Source organism: Limnohabitans sp. Rim11, from assembly GCF_001269365.1.
GTDB lineage: Bacteria > Pseudomonadota > Gammaproteobacteria > Burkholderiales > Burkholderiaceae_C > Limnohabitans_A.
Window position 1 is genome coordinate 13,329 of the sequence record NZ_CXOM01000007.1, and the last position, 17,851, is coordinate 31,179.

Sequence of the window (17,851 nt, forward strand, 5' to 3'; positions counted from 1 at the left end):
TTTGTATTTCGATCAAAATCACACCATGCCAAATTACAAATTCCAAGTTGAAGTCACGCCCCAGTATCTGCCGGAGCAGTCAGATCCCACGGGTGACCTCTATACATTTGCCTACAACATCACCATTACCAATACGGGCACCATCGCCGCACAACTGATCTCAAGATCTTGGAGCGTGAACGATGCCAATGGACTTCATGAGAAAGTGAAAGGCCTGGGCGTTGTGGGCTACCAGCCCTTGTTGCAACCCGGTGAAAAATTTCAGTACACCAGCGGCACGCGCTTAAGAACTCCCACAGGCACCATGCACGGCAGCTATTTTTGCGTGGCCGAAGATGGCGAAAAATTTGATGTCGATATTCCCATGTTTGTTTTGGATGCCCTCAGTAGCGAATCAGGCAAGCGCAACTTGCATTGATGTCTCATGCTTGATTCAGTCCAGGCGCGACGCAACAATTTATTAGGCATTTTTTGGATGATTGCATCCATGGCTGCGTTTGCTATTGAAGATGCATTTCTCAAGACAGTCACCAAGCAGGTGCCGGTGGGACAGGTGTTAATGATATTTGGCCTCGCCGGACTGATTGTGTTTGCCTTCATGGCTAAGCGAGTGAAAGCACCCATTTTTCAAGCGCACGTTTTGACTCGGAACATGCTGTTCAGGGCGATGTTTGAATTTTTTGGTCGCTTGTTTTACATCTTGGCCATTGCCTTAACGCCCATGTCGTCTGCCACTGCCATCTTGCAGGCTGCCCCTTTGTTTGTCGTCTTGGGTGCACGTGTATTTTTGCGAGAAAAAGTGAGTGCTCAAACTTGGGTCGCTATTTTTGTGGGTCTTGCGGGCGTGCTGATTATTTTGCGGCCTTCTGCAGATGACTTTTCAGCTTTATCCTTGCTTGCGGTGGTGGGTACTTTGGGTTTCGTGGGACGAGATTTGTTTTCACGAACTGCCCCCTCATCCTTGACCAAAGAGGTGCTGGGTTTTTACGGCTTTAGCACCATGGTCATTGCGGGTGCTTGTTATGCGGTGTGGGATGGCAAAGCATTTGTCTCTTTGCAATCACATCAGATGTTGATGATTGCCGCAGCGCTGGTTGCCGGGGTCTTTGCATACACAGCGCTGATGACTGCAATGCGAACTGGCTCTATTGGCGCCGTCACACCTTACCGATATTCGCGCCTGTTGTTTGGCACTTCCATTGGTGTGATGGTGTTTGACGAACAACTCAATGCACCCATGGTCTTGGGTTGCGCCGTGGTCATCGGCGCCGGACTATTTATCGGTTGGCAAAACCAGCGTCGTCAACCCGCTCAATGATGATCGGATCGTTTTCTGGGCGAATGACGCGAATGCCATGCTTACTCAAAATCTCTACATAGACCGAAGCTGCGCCTTCTTTGGCCAAGGCATCTAAGCCTTCAATCACGGCACTGACTTTGACTGCTTCAGCGGTCTCTGCGGTCAAACCTACTTTGCAGTCAAAGTCCCAGAAATCAACCTCTTTAGGCAAGACACGGTTGCGTTCCCGTTTGAAGTATTTGCGTATCTCGTGCTTCACAGCTTCCAACACACGGTCAGGGTTTTTGCCTTCAATTAACAGGGGGAAGTTTTTTTTCATCTTGAGATCCTAGAGGGGCAAGCGCCCTTAGAGGACGTTGATGCAAGGCTTGATTATCGCCGAGTGAACCAAGGGTTCAATCAATCATGCAGCTCTTAAGGCTGCATATTCAGTGGATGAAGGCAATTCTCTGGGCAAAGAATGCGTGGGTTTGGTAATTTCCCAGCCTAGACAAGCCAACCAAATGGCGCGCGGAATAGGTTTGGCAGCTGTTCTGTAATAACTGACCATTCTGCGGCTAATTCCCAAAGCGGCTGCTGCTGTACTGAGGGACAAGCTATTTCTAGCGATCCACGCGCCAAACATTTCATGGCTGACTTCACCAGATTGCTCCTTGGCCCAAGCATAGACATTGTCTGCGCCTAGTTCAGTGTCGAACCATTCAATACAGCCTTGATTGAGATGGACTTTTTTGAAAACCTCTGGTTGACGGATCTCTGCAAAGGCTTTGCGCTTGAAAACAGTGTGAAGATTGACCTCGAATGTTTCACCTGTGCTCCAAATCGTCCGGATGATCCAAGGCTCGAGTGCTTTGACGCTTTTTAGAGTGGGGTAGAAATAATCGTTCATGCATTGCACCTTTGCCATTCATGGCCAAGAAAATTTCGTTCAATTTCAATCCAATCCAGGGCGTCTTTAATCTCTCTGTATGAAATTTTGCCTATGATCTTGAGAGTTTCAATTTCTACAATGCAATCTCGGCCATCCGACAATTGAATATGAACGTGGGGTGGTGGATGGTCACCAAAATACATCAAGACACGACTTTGAGGAAAAACTTGTAATGTAGGCATTGTAATAGGTATAGTGCAATCATTGCACTATAGTGAGGAATGCCTTTAGGTCACTTTTTTGCAATTCAATGTATGACTGAAATATCCCAAACTGCCAGTACACCTGTCCTTCATATTAGGGCAGGTATTGCCACCATCACCCTGAACAGGCCAGCTCAACGCAATCGTCTAGAAAACGAAGACTTGCAAACTTTGTTGGCACAGTTTCAACAAGTGAACGACGATCAGACGGTTCGCGTACTGGTTCTCACTGCCAACACTCAGGGCCAGCCCAAGCCTGTGTTCTGTGCCGGTTATGACATCGGCGGCTTTGACGAGCAAGGACAAGGCGCAACGTCATTCGAAAGAGTGCCAGAAGCCTTGGCAGTGTTGCGACCCATCACCATTTGCGCCTTGAATGGCAGTGTGTATGGCGGCGCAACAGACATTGTGTTGGCTTGCGATTTGCGCATTGGGCTACAAGGTATTGAGTGGCGCATGCCAGCCACAGCCATTGGTTTGCATTACTACCCCAGTGGTTTGGCGCGATACATCGATCGAATGGGTTTATCGGCTACCAAGCGGGCCTTCCTGACTGCGCGGCCCTTTACATGGCAGCAGCTGGACAAGCTGGGTTTGTTTGAAGACTTTGTTGCAGCCGACGAATGGCAAGATGGTTTGAACCGATTGACACAAGACATCATTGCCCTTGCACCCATGGCGTCCGAGGAAACCAAGAAGTCGATTAATGAAATTGCCACTGGCCTGGGCGATGAATCGGTTCTGCGTTCGCGCGTTGAGCGAACAAGCCTCAGCGAAGATTTTGCAGAAGGTCGGGCCGCTTTTGCCGAAAGGCGAAAACCGGTTTTTCGAGGTAGGTAAATCAGTCAACGCGAATGGCGGCATGGCCCTCGTAATCGAGGTTGTGCCGCCATCCGATCAAAAATTGAAGCGCTGAGCCAGCTTCTGAAGGCGCCTCCCCCAGGCTTCTCTGGACAACTCGATGCTGTCATAAAAGCTTGGAATGACCAGTAGCGTCAGGATGGTTGATGTGATGGTACCGCCAATGATGGCCACGGCCATGGGCCTGTAAAACTCACTGCCTTCACCAATGCCAATGGCCACGGGCATCATGCCTGCAATCAATGCAAAAGTGGTCATGATGATGGGTCGTAGACGTTTGCGACCGGCCGCCATCAGCGCTTCTTCTCTGTCGACACCTTCAGACTCTAAATGCCTGGCCGCATCAAGCAACAAAATGGCATTCTTGGCCACCAAGCCCATGAGCATGATGACGCCAATCAAGCTCATGAGGTTGAGCGTGCCGCCGGTCATCAGGAGTGCCAGAACAACACCAATCAGCGACAAAGGCAAAGAGAACATCACAGCCAAAGGCGCTGTGAACGAGCTAAATTGCATGACCAAAATAAAGTACATCAAGCCAATGCCCGAAATAAGCGCAATGCCCATTTGAGTAAACACTTCTTTTTGATCTTTGGAGGCGCCTTCTAGCTCTAAGCCATAGCCTTCAGGAAAGTTAATGCTCTTTGCAATTTTGAGTGCATCGGCGGTAACTTCGCCCGGTGAGCGACCTTGCGCATTGGCTGAGACACCGATGTTTCTTTTGCCGTCTGCATGCTCAATTTTGGAGGGGGCTTTGCCCATCGATACTTTTGCAATTTGTGACAAAGGGATGACCGTGTTCATGCCGTTGACCGTAATGGGCAAGCGTTCAATGTTGGATGCGTTCATTCGATCTTCAGGTGCCAAACGAACGGCCACATCGCGTGACTCACCCGTGGGGTCGACCCAATCGCCAACCTCAATGCCTGCAAACGCTACACGAAGCGCATTGGCCGTATCGGTGACAGAGATGCCCAGAGAGTTGGCCAAGCCACGGTCGAGCTCAATTTGCAATTCGTTTTGTGGATCTTGTTGAGACAAACCCACATCAACTGCGCCTGGCACTTGTCGCAACTTCTCCATGAATTCGCTGGTAATTTCTAAGAGCTTTCGCGAGTCGGTGCCGCTGAAGCTAATTTGAACGGGTTTGGCTGCGCCATTGGACAGATCGTCAAGCACTGTGTATTCGGCGCCAACCAGCTGTGCTGTGCGCTTGCGCAGATCGATGGCTATTTCTTGCGCGGAGCGCTTGCGTTTGGTGCTTTCTCCAATGTCCACATAGATTCGTCCACCACTTGGATTGACGTAGCTGTTGGTGGCTTTGGTCTCTGGAAGGCTTCTGGCCAAGACGGCTGCAGCTTCTAGCTTCATGCGGGAATATTCAAGGTTGCTGCTGGAGGGCGATCTAACGTCAATGGCCAGTGTTTTGCCATCCGCTTTGGGCAAGAAACTGGAGCCTCCAAATTTGGCTTGCAAAAAAATTGCACTGAAAAAACTAATGACTGCAAAGGCAATCATCCAGCGACGGTGATGCAAGGCCCAAGCAATGACATTGCCATAGCGATCTGCCTGATGATCAAACCAAGCATTGAATTGTTGTAATTTGAGGCTGATGCCTTTTTTTGTTTTGAGGTGCTCATTGGGTGGATCACCCCAGTAGGCAGACAGCATGGGGTCTAAGGTAAATGAGATCAAAAGACTGACCAATACCGAAGCCACGACTGTCAGGCCGAAGGGTCTGAACCATTCGCCAGATACGCCAGGCATGAAAGCCACAGGAATGAACACCGCCACAATAGAGAAAGTGGTGCCCATGACGGCCATGCCAATTTCGGCTGTGCCATTGAGGGCCGCAGTGCGGCGATCGGCGCCTCGTTCCATGTGCCGCACAATGTTTTCTCGAACCACAATGGCATCGTCAATGAGCACGCCGATGGCCAAAGAAAGGCCCAGCAAGCTCATGAAGTTCAAAGTGAAGCCACAAAGCCACACCGCAATGAACGCCGTAATGACGGACGTAGGCAAGGACAGTGCGGTAATCAGTGTGGAGCGCCATGAGTTCAAAAACACGTAGACCACAAAGATGGTAAGGCCTGCACCAAAGATCAATGCATCCACCACATTGTTCAGGCTATTTTGAGCTTCTTTACCGCCGTCTTGGGTCACTTCCAAAACAGTGCCTTCTGGAAATGTTTTGTTGAGTTCAGCCACCAAGGCCCTGATTTGGTTGGCCGTACTGACGGTAGATGCATCGCGTGCCCGCGTAATGGCCAAGCCAACATTGGGCTTGCCGCTTCGAACGCTCAAGCCCGACATTTCTGCAAAACCATCTGACACGGTGGCAACCTGACCCAAACGAATGAGTTCGTTACCGTTACGTTTGACAACAATTTGATTGAACTCAGCAGGCGTTTCGATGCGGCCCAACAAGCGAATGCTTTGATTTTCAAAAGCCCCCCGAACTTTGCCGACAGGTGCAGTCGCATTTTGTGTCCGCAAGGCGCTCACGACTTCAGTGACCGACAGGTTGACTTCTCGCAATTTTTGCGCGTGCAGTAAAACACTTAGTTCGCGGCGAAGCGCGCCATTGACGTTGACCTGTGCCACGCCTGGAAGGCCACGAAACTTGTCAGATATTTGATCTTCTGCCAGCCGCGAAATTTCGGCATGACTTTGGCTTGAAGAAGACAAGGCCAGTTGCATGATGGGTTGTGCAGCTGGGTCAATTCGCAAAATAACAGGTTCGCGAATTTCTGTTGGCAATTTGTACCGAATTTTGCCGATGGCATTGCGCACCTCATCAGTGGCCTCCACCATGTTCTTTTTAAATTCAAAGAACACCAAGATGTTGGCGTTGCTTTCGTTGGCAGTGCCGCGCAATTCCTTGATGCCGTTGACCGACTGCAAAGCTTTTTCGACACGGTTGAGGACTTCGCGCTCGACGGTGTCTGGCGATGCACCAGGGTAGACAATGTCGACGACCAACAAGGGCACATCGACATCTGGAATTTGGTTGACCTTGAGTTTTTTCAATGCCATGAGCCCTGCGGCCATGAGCATCAACAAAATGACAACCGTGACAATCGGTTTTTTGACGCTGAAGTTAGACAGAAACATTTTTAGGAACCCACTTTGCCAGCTGTCTCAGCACGCAGGGTGTAGGCCTGACCGTCTTTCAAAGAGCTTCCCGAATTGCGAAGGATCTTGTCGCCTGCAGCCAAGCCTGATTGAACGACCCACTGTCCTAGCCGAGTATCGCGATCGCCAATCTCAATGCTTCGCTTGTTGATTTTTGTGCCATCCAACACCCATGCAAAAACTTTGTCACCTTCCCGTCTAAGGCTACTTTCAGACACCATGACTGCAGGTTTGACTTGGGTTTCAATGACACCTTCTGCGTACAGACCCACCACTGGGGGGCGGTCTTTGCCGCTCATTTCAACAATCACCGCAACCTGTCGGGTAATTGGGTTGGCCGCACTGTCAATGCGCTTGACAGTTCCTTTGTTGCCCAATTGATCGCCTGATTGAGCCATGCCATTGATTCGAAAGTTAACGCGTTGCCCCACTTTGACCACGCTCATTTGGTCTGCAGGAACTTGGCCCTCAAATCGCATGCTGCTGGGGTCAATCACTTGAATGAGCTCCTTGCCAATTTGGGCGGTATCGCCGGCAGAAGCCTTTTTAGCGCTCACAACGCCATTGAAAGGTGCACGAACTTCGGTTCTTTCGAGTTGTTGTTTGGCAGCCGCCACACGCGCTTTGCTGGCTACAGATTCACTTTGAGCAGCGTTGCGCTTGATTTCTGATTCCTCAAGCCCTTGCGTTGACACCATGCCCTGCGCTTGCAAAGACTTCATGCGTTGAAACTGTCGCTCTGCGCCATCCAAAGATTGTGCGGCGGCTCTGAATGACTCTTCTGCTGACTGGAGGTTGTCACGCAAGACAGTGCTATCAAGGGTCACTAGCAGATCGCCTTTGCGAACTGCTTCACCGTTTTCTTTGTGCACTTTCACGACCATGGCGCTGACCTCGGCACGCAAGTCGGCGCGAAGTTCGGCTTGCAAGGATCCCGAAATGACGGGGCCTGTACCATGATCACTTGTGCCCATTTGAACAATATCTTCATTGCCTAAGCTCAGGGCAACAGATTCAGTTGATTTGTTGGTGTCTTCAGCGGGCTTATTGCAAGCTAGCAAAAAAAGACTGAGCGAAAGGCAGGATGCAAGTCCAACGGGTTTAAATAAGCTAGCCCAAAAGGATGAACGCAACATGGCAACTCCGAGTACGAAAAAAGTACTGGAATTACATCACGAAAATTCAAGCTAGCGAAGTCTGTATGGAGAGTTAGACGTAAACTTGCGCACATGATTTTGACGCCCGATTCTTGGCAAGCCATTCAATTGACAGTGGCTTTGGCCACATCAACCACCGTGATCTTGTTGATCTTGGCCACGCCATTGGCCTGGTGGCTGTCGCAAACTCAGTCTGTGTGGCGTGCACCCATTCATGCGCTGGTCACTTTGCCCTTGGTGCTTCCGCCTTCGGTCTTAGGCTTTTATTTGCTCATCGTGATGGGGCCACAGGGACCCTTAGGACAGTTCACGCAGGCCATGGGTTGGGGTGTTTTGTCTTTCACATTCACTGGCTTGTTGATAGGTTCTATCTTGTTCTCCTTGCCCTTTGCGGTACAACCGTTACAGCACGCCTTTGATGCCATCGGATCACGACCCATGGAGGTTGCAGCCACTTTGCGTGCCAGCCCCTTAGATGCTTTCTTTTCTGTGGCCTTACCTTTGGCCAAGCCCGGTATGGTGACGGCGGCTATTTTGAGCTTTGCCCACACCGTGGGTGAATTTGGTGTGGTGCTGATGATTGGCGGCAACATCCCTGGCAAAACACGGGTGGTGTCGACAGAAATTTACGGGCATGTTGAGGCCATGGAATATGCGCAAGCGCATGTGTTGGCTGCAGGCATGTTGGTCTTTTCTTTTGTGGTCTTGTTGGCGTTGGCGTTAACGAATCGCCGTCAAAGGCAGGTGGTATGAACAGCCTTCACCTGCACATTCAATTGAACCGATCAGCTTTCAAGCTGGATGTAGACCTTCAATTGCCTGGGCAGGGTATTACCGCTATTTTTGGTCCGTCTGGATCTGGCAAAACAACATTGCTGCGAGCTGTTGCGGGTTTAGAAAAAAACCAGCTTGGCCGCATTCAAATTGGCCCGCACGTTTGGCAAGATACGCATCAAGGCATTGATCTGCCGACTTGGCAACGACCTATGGGCTATGTATTTCAGGAATCAAGTTTGTTGCCCCACCTCCGTGTGAGCGATAACCTCAATTTCGGATTGAAGCGCGCCTTGAAATCGGCTGGCAATGCCCAGTCAGATGCAGCCAGAGCACTCCAAGCTTCCATCGAACTTTTGGGTATTGGCAGTTTGTTACAACGCATGCCCCATCAGCTTTCAGGCGGTGAGCGTCAGCGAGTCGCCATTGCCAGAGCCATTGCCATGCAACCTCAATTGCTCTTGATGGACGAGCCCTTGGCGTCACTGGATGCCGCGCGTCGCCAAGAGATTTTTCCTTGGCTTTCAAAGCTGCGTGATGAACTCAAGATGCCGATGTTGTACGTCACGCATTCAGCAGATGAAGTCGCACGTTTGGCAGACCATTTGGTGGTGCTCGATAAGGGAAATGTCAAAGCGCAAGGTCCGGTGAGTACCGTACTGACGCAAGTGGTGAACCCTGTTGTGGTGGGTGAAGATGCTGGCGCCTTGATTGCAGGGCACATTGGCCAGGTAGATACGCAATGGCATTTGTCGCGTGTCGACTTTGATGGGGGTTTCCTGTGGATGCGTGATGCAGGCCTGCATGTCGGCAAAGCAGTACGCATTCGCATCTTGGCGCGCGATGTCAGTTTGGCCACCACCGAGCCGCAAAACACCAGCATTCAAAACCAACTGCGCAGCAGCATTCAAAGCATTACGCCTGATGCACATCCTTCTCAGGTGATGGTGGTTTTAAAGTGTGGCGCCGAAGAGGTGTTAGCCCGAGTCACAAAGCGGGCGGTGGAAGAGCTAGCCCTGCAGGTGGGCCAGACAGTGTGGGCGCAAGTGAAGTCTGTAGCCTTGGTGGCTTGAACAGGCTGATTAGATTGCCTCAAACCAGTTGTCGAGTTTGAGTTTTGGAACACGCATAAATTCTTTGATGTTGTTCGTCACCAGTGTGCCGTCAATGCTAAGTGCTTGCGCTGCAATCAAGGTGTCCATGGGTCCTATCGACAGGCCTTGTTTTTCTAATGAAGCTCGCAGATCTGCATAAAACCAGAGGCACTGGCTGTCGAATGGAAGAATCTGCAATGGCGCCAAAAACATGTCTAGAGCTTTTCGATTCTTGGCAGACCCAGATTTGGCGACGCCATAAGCTAATTCGGAAGCAGCAATGCTGCTAATACCGACTTCGCCGGCTTTGTACTTGCGAAATTTTTCTAATACGTTGGGGGGGCGATTGTTGATGATGTAGATACACGTGTTGGTGTCTAGCAAAATCACAATAAAACCTCAGGGCGAATTTGATGTTCAGGCTGTTGTCGCTCTATCTTGAAGCCTGGCTCGAAATCGTTCAATGCGGCTTCAATCGTGATCCAGGGATCTTCGATCGGCATCAATAAAACGCCTTCACCCACACGTTTGATCACGACTTCTTTGGTGTTGAATCGGTATTCCTTTGGGAGGCGAACAGCCTGACTGCGACCCGTTTGAAATATTTTTGCAGTGTCCATGTTGGCTCCTGTGGGTGTTAAATGTTGGTATGTATCAATGATATGCATCATATGTCACTTCACTTGAATTCGGTCATACCTTGCCTTGCGATGTCATCTTTATATGACGGATATGCATAAACAAACAACAAATGATTCGTTTGAGTTTTGAGGATGGGCTCAGACAATCACGTCCTTACTCATTTGAGACCCACCATGACCAAAATCAAATCCATTGCCGCCGCCACCTTGCTGGCCGTTTCTGGCCTCAACGTATCCGCTCAAACTTTGCTGAATGCCTCCTACGACGTGGCCCGCGAGTTTTACAAAGACTACAACGCCGCCTTCATTGCCAATTACAAAAAGACCACAGGCAAAGACGTCAAGATTGATCAGGCCCATGGTGGCTCTAGTGCACAAGCTCGCGCTGTGAACGATGGCTTGGATGCCGATGTGGTGACCATGAACACCACCACTGACATCGACTTTCTGGCCAGCAAAGGCATCGTGGCTGCCGATTGGAACAAACGCTTTCCACACGCAGCGTCGCCCACCAGCTCCACCATGTTGTTCTTAACACGCAATGGCAATCCCAAAAATATCAAAGACTGGGATGACTTGATCAAGCCTGGCATTCAGGTCATTGTGGTCAACCCTAAAACCGGTGGCAACGGCCGCATGGCCTACATGGCTGCTTGGGGCTATGTGCGTAAAAAGGGCGGTAGCGATGCCGATGCTGCAGCCTTCGTCGCCAAGCTCTACAAAAACGTGCCTGTTTTGGCCAAGGGTGGTCGCGATGCCACCACCATCTTCTTGCAGCGCAATATTGGCGATGTACTGGTCACGTTTGAATCAGAAGTGATTTCTGTCGACAACGAATTTGGTGCCGGCAAGGTCGATGCCATTCACCCTTCTATTAGCATCGTGGCCGAAAACCCAGTGGCCGTTGTAGAGCGCACTGTGGCTAAAAAGGGCACAGGCGATTTGGCCAAGGCCTATTTGAACTACCTCTATTCCGATGAAGCGCAAGAGATTGCTGCCAAGCACGCCTTGCGTCCCAGCAATCCAGCCATCTTGAAAAAATACAGCAAGACCTTCAAGCCTTTGCAGTTGTTCACTGTGAACGAAGTATTTGGCTCTTTCGCTGAAGCGCAAAAAGTGCACTTCAACGATGGCGGCCAGTTCGACAAGTTGTACACCGTTAAGTAATTCATGCTGTCTCGTTCCGCTGCGGCGGCGCCTGCCAAGCGCAGAGCGCCCGCCCGGGTTTTACCCGGTTTTAACATCACCTTGGGGTACACCTTGATGTACCTCTGCTTGATTGTGCTCATTCCATTGTCGGCACTGGTGTTCAAAACGTTCACACTCACGTGGGATCAGTTTTGGGCAGCAGTCACAGGCCCTCGCGTGATGGCTTCTTACCGCCTCACCTTTGGTGCCTCATTAATTGCGGCACTGGTCAACGTGGTGTTTGGTTTGTTGGTGGCTTGGGTGCTGGTACGTTATCAGTTCTTTGGCAAGAAAGTGGTGGACGCATTGGTCGATTTGCCATTTGCTTTGCCCACCGCAGTGGCCGGTATTTCTTTAACAGCCTTGTTGGCTGGCAATGGCTGGGTGGGCCAGTACCTAGAACCCCTGGGCATTCAACTGGCCTTCAACCCTAACGGCATTGTGATTGCGCTCATCTTCATCGGCTTACCCTTTGTGGTGCGTACAGTGCAGCCCGTGCTGGAAGATGCAGAAAAAGAATTGGAAGAAGCCGCAACGTGCTTGGGTGCCTCACGTTGGCAAACTTTCAGCAAGGTCATCTTTCCTTCTATTGCGCCTGCCTTGCTCACAGGTTTTGCCATGGCCTTTGCACGAGGCATGGGCGAGTATGGCTCGGTCATTTTCATTGCGGGCAACATGCCCATGATTTCTGAAATCACGCCGCTCATCATCATTGGCAAATTAGAGCAATACGACTATGCGGGAGCCACTGCAGTGGCCACAGTCATGTTGGTCATCTCCTTCATCTTGCTCTTGATCATCAATGGCTTACAAGCCTGGCAGCGCCGTCACTCGGGAGCGGCCGTATGAGTATGAATTCGATTCGCCGCGCAGAAGCCGGCACCACAGAGTCTGCATGGATGCGTTACATCCTCATTGGTATTTCGCTCGTCTTCTTGTTTCTGTTTTTGGTGTTGCCTCTGGCTGCAGTATTTGCAGAAGCATTGCGCAAAGGCTTTGATGCCTATTGGGAAGCGCTCAAAGAGCCTGATGCTTGGTCTGCCATTCGCTTGACCTTGATCACTGCCCTGATAGCAGTGCCCCTGAATTTGGTGTTTGGCATTGCCGCTGCTTGGTGTATTGCCAAGTACGAGTTCAGAGGCAAATCTGTGTTGACCACCCTGGTCGATTTGCCTTTCTCAGTGTCACCTGTGGTGGCCGGTTTAGTCTATGTGTTGATGTTTGGCGCACAGGGTTGGTTCGGTCCTTGGCTGCAAGAACACGATATCAAGATTATCTTTGCTGTACCAGGCATTGTGTTGGCGACGGTGTTTGTTACGTTCCCTTTCATTGCGCGCGAATTGATTCCGCTCATGCAAGCGCAGGGCAATGAAGAGGAACAGGCCGCAATTGTGCTGGGTGCAACAGGCTGGCAAACATTCTGGTACGTGACCTTGCCCAACATCAAATGGGGTTTGATCTACGGCGTCATTTTGTGCAATGCGCGTGCCATGGGTGAGTTTGGTGCGGTGTCGGTGGTGTCAGGTCACATTCGCGGCCAGACCAACACCATGCCTTTGCACGTTGAAATTTTGTACAACGAATACCAATCGGTGGCCGCCTTTGCGGTTGCGTCTTTGTTGGCTTTGCTGGCGCTGGTTACATTGGTAATCAAGTCGGTGGCCGAGTGGCGCCACGAACGCGAGATGAAAGCCATTGGCGATTTGTCACCAGAAAATACCAAGGCAGCGCCTTTAGATCTGTCATTGAAAGCTGCATCATGAGCATCGAAATCAGAAACGTTCACAAACAGTTTGGCGACTTTCACGCTTTGCGCGATGTCAGCCTAGACATTGACTCTGGCGAGTTGGTCGCTTTGCTTGGGCCATCAGGCTGCGGCAAAACCACGTTGCTGCGCATCATTGCCGGTTTAGAAACAGCCGACGCGGGTAGCATCGCTTTCAGCGGTGAAGACACTACACACGTGCATGTACGCGAGCGTCAAGTGGGCTTTGTGTTTCAGCATTACGCCTTGTTCCGCCACATGACCGTGTTCGAAAACGTGGCCTTTGGCTTGCGCATGAAGCCTCGCAGTGTGCGTCCTTCAGAAGCGGTCATCAAGCAAAAAGTGCACGACCTGTTGGGCTTGGTGCAACTCGATTGGTTGGCCGATCGTTACCCTTCACAACTCTCGGGCGGTCAACGTCAGCGCATCGCCTTGGCTCGCGCATTGGCCGTCGAACCCAAAGTCTTGTTGCTCGATGAACCCTTTGGCGCCCTCGATGCCAAAGTGCGCAAAGAACTGCGCCGCTGGTTGCGCCGCCTGCATGACGATTTGCATGTCACCAGTATTTTTGTCACGCATGACCAAGAAGAAGCCCTGGAAGTGGCCGACCGCGTGGTGCTCATGAACAGTGGCCGCGTGGAACAAATTGGCTCGCCCCAACAAGTGTGGGACCATCCTGCCAGCCCCTTTGTGTATGGCTTCTTAGGCGATGTGAATTTGTTCCATGGCCGCGCACACGAGGGTGAAATGCTGATTGGTGGCGATGCCGTCAGCTTGAACAGTCCAGAGCATCAACATGTGCAAGACAGCAAAGCCTTTGCGTATGTTCGTCCGCACGATATCGAAGTGAAGCGTTACAGCTCAGGCGATACTGGCATCAAGGCCAAGCTCACGCGAGCCATCGTGGTCGGTCCTATTGCACGCCTGGAATTTGAGCCTGTCGATCACCATGAGTTTGCCAAAGACACGGTCATTGAGGCGCAACTGTCTGCCCACTTGTTTGCAGAACAGCAATACAAAGAAGGCGAAACCTTGGTGCTCACCCCTCGCAAGGCACGCATCTTTGTGGAAAGCTGATCGAACACATCGCTTCCCGCCAAGCCAGCACTGAATTTCAAAAGTGCTGGCTTTTTTTTGCTGAGCCAAGGCAAAATATCAGCATGACTCAAGACATCGTCGTTCAAGCTCCCGCGCAAGCCGCACAACTCTTCTTGCTGTTCCATGGCTACGGTGCTGATGCCCAAGACATGCAGCCTTTGGCCAAGCGCTTTGCAGAAGAATTTCCGCAGTCTTGTGTTGTGTGTGTGCAGGCCACAGAACCGGCAGAGGCTGGTTTTGGCTGGCAGTGGTTTGCGCTGCAAGGCGTGACTGAAGAAAACCGTCCGCAACGCGTGAACGATGCCATGCCTGGATTTGTATCGCTCATTCGCGCATGGCAACAACGCGCGGGCGTGAGTCACGAGGCCACGGCCTTGGTGGGCTTTTCGCAAGGCGGCATCATGTCTTTGGCGGCCAGTTTGCAAGAGGTCAACTTGTGTGGTCGCGTCATGGGCTTCGGCAGCCGCTTTGTTGACTTACCTGTGCAAGCGCCAGAAACGGTCACTTACCATTTGTTCCACGGCAAGTCCGACAACGTCATTCACTATGGTTTTGCGGTCAGTGCGGCCGAGCGCTTGGTGGCCATCGAAGCCGACGTCACAGCCGATGTGCTGCCCTACATTGGCCACGAAATTCATCCTAACATGATCGATTTGGCCATCGAACGGCTCACCACCCATTTGCCCAAGCGCTTTTACAAACAAGTTCAGGAAGCCGATCCAGGTGACTCACCGGTTCGTCACTGAGCACGTTAGAATCGCCATCATTCAAACTTGCTGCCTTGTAGGTGGCGCATTCTTGAGAGCTTGATGATGAAATTTGGTATCGCCTTTGTGTCCCTGGTCATGTGCTTCATGTTGCAGGGCTGCGCCGTGGTTGCAGTGGCAGATGCTGTGGCATCAACGGTGGTTTATACCGGCAAGACAATCATCAATGTGGTTGACGCTGTCACGCCCGACATCGTCAACAAAAAGACAAAAGATTAAATACCCAACCAGCCGTTGGTGCGCGCAAAGTGCAAAGCTTGCGTGCGGCTGTTGACACCCAGACGGCGGAACAAACGCCAGAAGTGAACCTTGACCGTGTGCTCGCTGATGGTCAGTTTGTCGGCAATGTCTTTGTTGCTTAAACCTTGGTCCAACATCAAGATCAATTGCTTTTGACGCTTTGACAATTTGGTGGGTGCGCTAGGGCTACCTTCGGACATCTCTTCTTCAGGCGTTGGCAAGAAAGTGCGCAGACCTTCAATGATGGTGTTGGGGGGGCTGGCTTTTTCTAAAAACAGATTGGCACCCGCTTCTAAACAAGCCGCTTCGCATTCGCTGGCCTCTGAGCCTGTGACCACGACCAAAGGCACATCAGGGAATTTGGCTTTCACAGCATGCACGCCAGACAAACCCAAGGTGTCAGGTAATTTCAAGTCCAAGCAAAACAATTCAGGCGGGCCTTGACGCTCGACCGTCGATTCCAAACTGTTGAGTTTGGCCACTGAGACCACTTTCAAACCAGGGCGTACCCTTTGGACCAACATGGTCAGGGCATCGCGCATCAGAGGGTGGTCGTCAATGACGTAAACGGTCATGGTGTTCTCAAGAATGAAACGTAAAGTATGAGGGTATCAGCAAAGTCAGGAACAAATCAAGCAACTTTTGTGAAAATTGTTAACTTCTTTCGATTCATGCTTTCGATTTTGCCTTTTCAGCCAACTCGGCTCTGAGCACCTCTAAGGCGCTTGTCGCTTCTGAGGCCGCCACGCCTTCACCCAAGCTGACTTGGGCGCCCATTTCTGCCAAAGCTTTGGCGTCGTTTTGTTGCAACTGGCCAATGGCCAATCCAGCTTCTTTGGGAGAGGCAAAGCCAAGGCTTTGCAATAAGACGCGACCCTGTGAGTCAACCAGCTTGAAATAAAAGAGGCTGTCTTTCTCGCGATATTGCTTGAAGGAGGGTGCCGCTGCTCGCGCAGCTTTAGACGTTGAAGGCGCTTTTGCATTGGCTGTGCTGGCCAAAGCCCTCAAGCCCACAGCATGGCGCAATTCTTGTATCAAGGGCGTTGCCAATTCACGCGCTTTGGCTGCACCTTTGAGCAAGATGGCATCGACCTTGGCGGGGTTGTTGATCAATTCTTCATATTGCGCGCGCATCGGTGCCACTTCGCGATCAATGCGCTCAAACAAAATTTGCTTGGCGTCGCCCCAACCAATGCCATCGGCATAAGCTTTGGCCAAGGCCGCGGTTTCTTCGGCACTTGCAAACGCTTGGTAAATTTGAAACAAGGCCGAGCCTTCTGTGTCTTTGGGTTCGCCGGGCGCGCGTGAGTCAGTCACGATGCCTGAGATCAATTTTTTGAGTTGGGCGCTAGAAGAAAACAGCGGAATGGTGTTGTCGTAACTTTTGCTCATCTTGCGACCATCGAGGCCAGGCAGCAAGGCTACAGATTCTTCAATGACCGCTTCGGGCAACACCAAATGCTCGCCATACAAATGATTGAAGCTAGACGCCATGTCGCGCGCCATTTCAATGTGCTGAATTTGATCGCGCCCGACAGGAACCTTGTGCGCTTTGAACATCAAAATGTCGGCGCCCATAAGCACGGGGTACATGAACAAACCAGCAGACACATCGGCATCGGGGTCGTTGCCTGCCAGATTGTTTTTGTCGACGGAGGCTTTGTAGGCGTGGGCGCGATTGAGGACACCTTTGCCTGTGACGCACGTTAAAAACCAAGTGAGCTCTGGAATTTCTGGAATGTCAGACTGCCTGTAAAACATCACGCGATCGGGGTCAAGGCCTGCGGCAATCCAGCTGGCAGCGATCTCCAATGTAGAGCGTTGAATGCGGATGGGGTCATCGCACTTAATGAGCGCGTGATAGTCAGCTAAAAAATAAAACCCTTGCGTGGCAGGATTCAAGCTGGCCTGCACCGTAGGCCGAATGGCACCCACGTAATTGCCCAGGTGAGGCGTGCCGGTAGTGGTAATGCCAGTTAAAACGCGCGTGCGTTGATTGCTTGTAGGAGTCGTCATAGCAAATGGATGTTCAAGAAATTAATTTCAACATGATTTCGATCAAACCAAAGGTGGCACTCATGACAGGGTCTAACCACAAATGATTGACCACACCGGTGACTGCCAAAGCAATCACAATGAAAAATCCGTAGGGCTCGATGCGAGAAAACTGGTAGGCCTGTTTCCAGGGCAACAAGCCCACCACAATGCGGCCACCATCGAGGGGCGGCAAGGGAAACAAATTGAAGGCAAACATCACCACGTTGCTAAGTACGCCAGCCTTGCACATGGCCAAGAAGAACTTTTCTGTGACGCCAAAATCGGTGTACACCACATACAGCAAGGCCCAAACAATGGCCTGAATCAAGTTGATGCCGGGTCCTGCCAATGCCACCCAAATCATGTCGCGCTTGGGATGGCGCAGATTGCCAAAATTGACGGGCACAGGTTTGGCATAACCAAACAAGAGCGCACCACTGGTGCTGAAGTAAAGCAAAAGCGGCAGCAGAATGGTGCCTACCCAATGGATGTGCGAAAGTGGGTTGAGCGTGACGCGGCCCATCATGGCGGCTGTGCGATCGCCAAAATACTTGGCGGCATAGCCATGTGCGGCCTCATGCAAAGTGATGGCAAAGATCACCGGAATGGCATAGACCGAAACGGTTTGAATGAGGTTAGAAGTTTCCACAGCGTGAT

General features: G+C 51.2%; 21 protein-coding genes. 11 read left to right on the forward strand and 10 right to left on the reverse strand.

Annotated features, from left to right (window positions below; genetic code table 11):
* Positions 1-25: 25 nt before the first annotated feature.
* Complete coding sequence (apaG, locus tag AMM03_RS13765; protein ID WP_090132675.1) at positions 26-418, forward strand: Co2+/Mg2+ efflux protein ApaG; 393 nt, start codon at positions 26-28, stop codon at positions 416-418.
* Positions 419-424: 6 nt separating this feature from the next.
* Entirely contained in the window at positions 425-1,318 is an 894-nt protein-coding gene (locus AMM03_RS13770) for a DMT family transporter (RefSeq protein ID WP_228764712.1), read from the forward strand.
* On the opposite strand, the gene AMM03_RS13775 is transcribed toward AMM03_RS13770, so the two are convergent.
* From AMM03_RS13775 to AMM03_RS13785, 3 genes are all read right to left on the reverse strand, one after another.
* Entirely contained in the window at positions 1,278-1,619 is a 342-nt protein-coding gene (locus AMM03_RS13775) for a DUF6172 family protein (RefSeq protein WP_090132551.1), read from the reverse strand. The two genes, AMM03_RS13770 and AMM03_RS13775, sit on opposite strands and share 41 nt — an antisense overlap.
* 84 nt (positions 1,620-1,703) lie before the next feature.
* Entirely contained in the window at positions 1,704-2,189 is a 486-nt protein-coding gene (locus tag AMM03_RS13780) for a DUF2442 domain-containing protein (protein WP_090132680.1), read from the reverse strand.
* The gene (locus AMM03_RS13785; protein WP_369793719.1) at positions 2,186-2,413 is read right to left on the reverse strand and encodes a DUF4160 domain-containing protein; all 228 of its coding nucleotides are present in this window, start codon (positions 2,411-2,413) and stop codon (positions 2,186-2,188) included. Before AMM03_RS13785 ends, AMM03_RS13780 begins: the two co-directional genes overlap by 4 nt.
* A gap of 72 nt (positions 2,414-2,485) precedes the next feature.
* Between AMM03_RS13785 and AMM03_RS13790 the strand changes: the two genes are divergently transcribed.
* Positions 2,486-3,274, forward strand: coding sequence for an enoyl-CoA hydratase/isomerase family protein (locus tag AMM03_RS13790; RefSeq protein WP_090132686.1), 789 nt, complete (start codon positions 2,486-2,488; stop codon positions 3,272-3,274).
* A 57-nt stretch (positions 3,275-3,331) separates the two neighbouring features.
* Here AMM03_RS13790 and AMM03_RS13795 read toward each other — a convergent pair whose 3' ends face one another.
* Positions 3,332-6,412 (reverse strand): efflux RND transporter permease subunit, encoded by a 3,081-nt coding sequence (locus AMM03_RS13795; RefSeq protein WP_090132554.1) that lies wholly within the window; start codon positions 6,410-6,412, stop codon positions 3,332-3,334.
* A gap of 2 nt (positions 6,413-6,414) precedes the next feature.
* Positions 6,415-7,407: an efflux RND transporter periplasmic adaptor subunit gene (locus AMM03_RS13800; protein WP_194942913.1), complete on the reverse strand. Its 993-nt coding sequence runs from the start codon at positions 7,405-7,407 to the stop codon at positions 6,415-6,417.
* Positions 7,408-7,662: 255 nt separating this feature from the next.
* On the opposite strand from AMM03_RS13800, the gene modB reads away from it, so the two are divergent.
* Complete coding sequence (modB, locus tag AMM03_RS13805) at positions 7,663-8,343, forward strand: molybdate ABC transporter permease subunit (protein WP_090132560.1); 681 nt, start codon at positions 7,663-7,665, stop codon at positions 8,341-8,343.
* Positions 8,340-9,437: a molybdenum ABC transporter ATP-binding protein gene (gene modC, locus AMM03_RS13810; RefSeq protein WP_090132563.1), complete on the forward strand. Its 1,098-nt coding sequence runs from the start codon at positions 8,340-8,342 to the stop codon at positions 9,435-9,437. The genes modB and modC overlap by 4 nt, the downstream gene beginning before the upstream one ends.
* Before the next feature lie 9 nt (positions 9,438-9,446).
* Here modC and AMM03_RS13815 read toward each other — a convergent pair whose 3' ends face one another.
* Complete coding sequence (locus tag AMM03_RS13815) at positions 9,447-9,848, reverse strand: type II toxin-antitoxin system tRNA(fMet)-specific endonuclease VapC (protein WP_228764713.1); 402 nt, start codon at positions 9,846-9,848, stop codon at positions 9,447-9,449.
* Positions 9,845-10,078: an antitoxin gene (locus AMM03_RS13820; protein WP_090132689.1), complete on the reverse strand. Its 234-nt coding sequence runs from the start codon at positions 10,076-10,078 to the stop codon at positions 9,845-9,847. Before AMM03_RS13820 ends, AMM03_RS13815 begins: the two co-directional genes overlap by 4 nt.
* Positions 10,079-10,273: 195 nt before the next feature.
* On the opposite strand from AMM03_RS13820, the gene AMM03_RS13825 reads away from it, so the two are divergent.
* The 6 genes from AMM03_RS13825 to AMM03_RS14210 all read left to right on the forward strand — a co-directional run bounded on the left by AMM03_RS13825 (position 10,274) and on the right by AMM03_RS14210 (position 15,136).
* A complete protein-coding gene (locus AMM03_RS13825) occupies positions 10,274-11,266 on the forward strand; it encodes a sulfate ABC transporter substrate-binding protein (RefSeq protein ID WP_090132692.1) in 993 nt (330 codons plus the stop codon).
* A 3-nt stretch (positions 11,267-11,269) separates the two neighbouring features.
* A complete protein-coding gene (gene cysT, locus AMM03_RS13830; RefSeq protein WP_090132568.1) occupies positions 11,270-12,136 on the forward strand; it encodes a sulfate ABC transporter permease subunit CysT in 867 nt (288 codons plus the stop codon).
* Positions 12,133-13,050 (forward strand): sulfate ABC transporter permease subunit CysW, encoded by a 918-nt coding sequence (gene cysW / locus AMM03_RS13835; RefSeq protein ID WP_090132569.1) that lies wholly within the window; start codon positions 12,133-12,135, stop codon positions 13,048-13,050. Before cysT ends, cysW begins: the two co-directional genes overlap by 4 nt.
* Positions 13,047-14,129: a sulfate/molybdate ABC transporter ATP-binding protein gene (locus AMM03_RS13840; protein WP_090132572.1), complete on the forward strand. Its 1,083-nt coding sequence runs from the start codon at positions 13,047-13,049 to the stop codon at positions 14,127-14,129. Before cysW ends, AMM03_RS13840 begins: the two co-directional genes overlap by 4 nt.
* A gap of 83 nt (positions 14,130-14,212) precedes the next feature.
* Complete coding sequence (gene ypfH, locus AMM03_RS13845) at positions 14,213-14,896, forward strand: esterase (protein ID WP_090132575.1); 684 nt, start codon at positions 14,213-14,215, stop codon at positions 14,894-14,896.
* Between the two features lie 66 nt (positions 14,897-14,962).
* On the forward strand, positions 14,963-15,136 hold the full coding sequence (locus tag AMM03_RS14210) for a hypothetical protein (protein WP_194942916.1): 174 nt from the start codon (positions 14,963-14,965) through the stop codon (positions 15,134-15,136).
* Here AMM03_RS14210 and AMM03_RS13850 read toward each other — a convergent pair.
* The 3 genes from AMM03_RS13850 to AMM03_RS13860 form a co-directional block, all read right to left on the reverse strand.
* Entirely contained in the window at positions 15,133-15,732 is a 600-nt protein-coding gene (locus tag AMM03_RS13850) for a LuxR C-terminal-related transcriptional regulator (RefSeq protein WP_090132578.1), read from the reverse strand. The genes AMM03_RS14210 and AMM03_RS13850 overlap by 4 nt on opposite strands.
* Before the next feature lie 94 nt (positions 15,733-15,826).
* Complete coding sequence (locus tag AMM03_RS13855) at positions 15,827-17,173, reverse strand: tryptophan--tRNA ligase (protein WP_090132580.1); 1,347 nt, start codon at positions 17,171-17,173, stop codon at positions 15,827-15,829.
* Positions 17,174-17,186: 13 nt separating this feature from the next.
* Entirely contained in the window at positions 17,187-17,843 is a 657-nt protein-coding gene (locus tag AMM03_RS13860) for a site-2 protease family protein (protein WP_090132583.1), read from the reverse strand.
* Between the last annotated feature and the right edge of the window lie 8 nt (positions 17,844-17,851).